The sequence below is a fragment of the Azospirillum formosense genome (assembly GCF_013340925.1).
GTDB classification, from domain to species: Bacteria; Pseudomonadota; Alphaproteobacteria; order Azospirillales; family Azospirillaceae; genus Azospirillum; species Azospirillum formosense.
This window is the reverse complement of sequence record NZ_WHOR01000410.1, coordinates 1-3,390: the sequence shown is the minus strand read 5'-3', so window position 1 is coordinate 3,390 and position 3,390 is coordinate 1. Positions and strand designations below refer to the sequence as shown.

The following is a 3,390-nucleotide window of genomic DNA, read 5'->3' as shown; positions in this document are numbered from 1 at the left end:
TGTCTGCTAGACACCGCCACCCCCCCCCCCCCCCCCGCCGCCTCCCCCCGGCGCGAGGCCGGCCGCCCCCCCCCGGCCCTCGGCGCGCGCCTGCGCGGCGACCCCCGGCCGGCCCCCACCCGCCCCGACCTGTTCACCCGGGCCAGCGACCCCGTCCCCGAGCCCGACGCCGCGCGCCTCCTCGCCCTGGTCGAGCGGCGGGCGGGGCGGGAGCCGGTGGGGCGCATCCTCGGCCATCGCGAGTTCTGGACGATCGACCTTGCCCTCAACCCGGATACGCTCGAACCCCGGCCCGACACCGAGACGCTGGTCGAGGCGGTGCTGAAGGCCCTGCCGGACCGCAACGCCCCGCTGCGGCTGCTCGACCTCGGCACCGGGACCGGCTGCATCCTGCTGGCCCTGCTGGCGGAACTGCCCAACGCCACAGGCCTCGGCGTCGATCTCAGCCCCGGCGCGGTGGCCGCCGCCACGGCGAACGCGGCGCGCAACGGGCTGGCGGAGCGGGCGCGCTTCCAGACCGGCAACTGGGGCGCCGGATTGGGCGAGCGCTTCGCCGTCGTCGTCTCCAACCCGCCCTACATCCCCAGCGCCGACATCGCCGCCCTGGACCCGGAGGTGCGGGAGCACGACCCGCTGCGCGCGCTGGACGGCGGCGCCGATGGGCTGGATGCCTACCGGATCATCGCCGCGCAACTGCCGGACCTGCTTCCGCCGGGCGGTCTGGCCGGGCTGGAGGTCGGACAGGGGCAGGCGGCGGACGTGACGGGGCTGCTGGCCGCCGCCGGGCTGGAGCCGGCGGGCGTCTTCCGCGATCTGGGCGGCGTGGAACGCTGTGTCCTGGGGCGGAGACGGTCGTGATTTCGCCCCATCCCCCCAAAAAAAAGGTTGGATTGACGCGCGGTCCCCAGTAGGGTGCAAGGACGACGATGGCCCGGGGACGATCATCCCAGGGCGTACCCATGGCCTCCGGAAACCCCGCGCGGTTGGGCGGACGTCCGAGATGGCAGACCGGTTGATCGGTTGGGCGCGTCGATTTGATCCCTGCGACCCATCCGCGGTTGGTTCCGCGGCGGGGCCGGGCATCCGGAGGGCCGCCCCGGCGGCGGGCGGGGCGGTGCAGGCGGCGAGGGCCGCGGTGGAAGGGCGGGTCGGAGCGGCGGGGGCCGGGGTGTTCGGGCTGCTGCTGGGCGCCCTGCTGGTCCCCCTGGTGCATCGGGTGATCGAGCCGCTCTGGGGGGTGGTCACGGGGAAATAGCGTGTGCGGACGCGCGAAGGGGCGGCCCTGCCCGGACCGCCCCTTGGCGTTTTCCCTTCACACGCGGCCCTGCCCCGTTTCCACAATGACAAGGACGCTCCATGGACGGGGCTTGGTGTGCCCGGACCGGCCGTGGGTCCGCCGAGAGATCGGAGCGCTATATATTAGTATATCAGCGCCCCGCCCCCTAGCAAGCCCTCTTCCCTCACATCAGGCCTCACATCAGCATGTTCGGCAGGAACAGCACCAGCCCCGGCCACAGAGCCAGCACGGCGACCAGGGCGATGACCGTGCCGACGAAGGGCAGCGATTCGACGATGTACTCCTCGACCGGGCAGTCGAGCAGGCTGCACACCGTGTACATGGCCACGCCCACCGGCGGCGTCATCGAGCCCAGCGTCACGATGGTCATCATCAGGATGCCGAAATGCACCGGATCGACGCCCAGCGGCGTCACGATCGGCAGGAAGATCGGCGTCAGCAGCAGGACCAGCACCGTGCTTTCGACGAACAGCCCGGCGATGAACAGGAAGATCAGGATCAGCGCCACGACCAGCAGCGGGTTGGTGGTGAGCTGGGTCATCGCCTCGGCGATGGTCTGGGGCGCCTGCTCGAAGATGATGGCGTAGCCGACCATGCCCGAGAACAGGATGATCAGCATGATCAGGCCGGTGTCCACCACCGCTTCCTGAAGCGCCTCGGCCACCGCGGCCCAGGTCAGTTCCCGGTGCAGCAGGAAGCCGACGACGGCGGCGTAGACGACGGCGAAGGCGCCGACCTCCGACGGGGTGAACAGGCCGCCGCGGATGGCGAACAGCAGGGCCACCGGGAACAGCAGCGCCCATTTCGCGTCGGCCATCGCCCGGCCCACGGCGCGCAGGGTCGGCCGCTCGGCCATCTCCGGACGGTAACCACGCCGCTTGGCGATCAGCCACACCGTCAGCATCAGCCCGGCCATCATCAGCAGGCCTGGAATGACGCCGGCCAGGAACAGCCGCCCGATCGACACGTTGCCGACGAAGCCGTAGAGGATCAGCCCCAGGCTGGGCGGGATGGTCGCGGTGATCAGCGAGCCGACCGCGATGGTCGCCGAGGTGAAGCCCTTGGAATAGCCGCGGGCGATCAGGCTGGGGCCGAGGATGCGCGCCTCCATCGCCGCGTCGGCCACCGCCGAGCCGGAAACGCCGCCCATCAGCGTGGACAGCACGATGCAGACCTGCGCCAGCCCGCCGGACATCCAGGACACCAGCACGTTGGAGCAGTTGATCAGGCGGCTGGTGATGCCCGTCCGGTTCATCATGTGACCGGCCAGCACGAAGAAGGGCACGGCCAGCAGCGGGAAGCTCTGCGAGGCCGAGGCGACCTGCTGCACCCCGATGGACATCGGGATGATGTCGTTGGTGGCGAAGAAGGAGAAGCCGGCGATGCCGATGGCGAAGGCGATCGGAAGCCCGAAGGCCATCAGCGCGAAGAAGGTGACGGCAAGAAGGGTCACGGCACGACCTCCTCAATCTCGCCGGCCTTGGGGGCCGGCGCGAAGACCGGTTTGGGATGGCTGCGCAGCCCGCGCAGGGTGTCCAGGATCTGTCCGGTCAGCGTGATGGCGAGCAGAAGGCAGCCCACCGGCACCGCCGACGTCACGAAGGCGTAGCTGATGCCGCTGTCGCCGAACTGGCGTTCCAGGTTCAGCATGGTCAGCCGGTAGCCCATCACCGTCATGGTGAGGAGGAAGGCGAGGACCAGCACGCCCAGCACGACATCCAGCACGGCCCGGCTGGAGTTCGGCAGACGCTTGACCAGATAGTCGATGCCGATGTGGGCGCGCTTGCGCAGCGCCATGTCGGCGCCGAGGAAGGCGACCCAGACGAACAGGAGCTGCGCCACGTCCACCGACCAGACCAGGGGATGGCCGAACCAGCGCATGACGCCGGCGGCGAAGACGAGCAGCACGATGACGGCGAGGAGAAGCATCGCCAGGACGGCTTCCCCCTTGTGAAACAAGGACGACATGATGGCGGTCCCTTGATGGCGGCAGAAGGTGGCGGCGGACGGCGTTGAATGTGGGAGGTGCTTGCCCCAAGCCGGCCCTCCCCCGCTTCGCAGGGGAGGGAGAAATGTCCCCTCCCCTGCGTTAG

4 protein-coding genes are annotated in these 3,390 nt (G+C 70.3%); 2 read left to right on the top strand and 2 right to left on the bottom strand.

Annotated elements, in window-relative coordinates; translation table 11 throughout:
• Positions 1–3 precede the first annotated feature (3 nt).
• Positions 4–858, top strand: coding sequence for a peptide chain release factor N(5)-glutamine methyltransferase (prmC, locus tag GBZ26_RS28310; protein WP_247884936.1), 855 nt, complete (start codon positions 4–6; stop codon positions 856–858).
• 142 nt (positions 859–1,000) lie between these two features.
• Positions 1,001–1,255: a hypothetical protein gene (locus GBZ26_RS30500; RefSeq protein ID WP_174441652.1), complete on the top strand. Its 255-nt coding sequence runs from the start codon at positions 1,001–1,003 to the stop codon at positions 1,253–1,255.
• A 217-nt stretch (positions 1,256–1,472) separates the two neighbouring features.
• Here the strand turns inward: GBZ26_RS30500 and GBZ26_RS28300 are convergent, their stop codons facing one another.
• Together GBZ26_RS28300 and GBZ26_RS28295 are read right to left on the bottom strand one after the other, a co-directional pair.
• Positions 1,473–2,750 (bottom strand): TRAP transporter large permease subunit, encoded by a 1,278-nt coding sequence (locus GBZ26_RS28300; RefSeq protein ID WP_174441651.1) that lies wholly within the window; start codon positions 2,748–2,750, stop codon positions 1,473–1,475.
• A complete protein-coding gene (locus GBZ26_RS28295; protein ID WP_174441650.1) occupies positions 2,747–3,265 on the bottom strand; it encodes a TRAP transporter small permease in 519 nt (172 codons plus the stop codon). Before GBZ26_RS28295 ends, GBZ26_RS28300 begins: the two co-directional genes overlap by 4 nt.
• Positions 3,266–3,390 lie beyond the last annotated feature (125 nt).

Coding starts and splice junctions, on each gene's coding strand:
- GBZ26_RS30500 (WP_174441652.1), top strand. CDS start 1,001: ATGGCAGACCGGTTGATCGGTTGGGCGCGTCGATTTGATCCCTGCGAC.
- GBZ26_RS28295 (WP_174441650.1), bottom strand. CDS start 3,265: ATGTCGTCCTTGTTTCACAAGGGGGAAGCCGTCCTGGCGATGCTTCTC.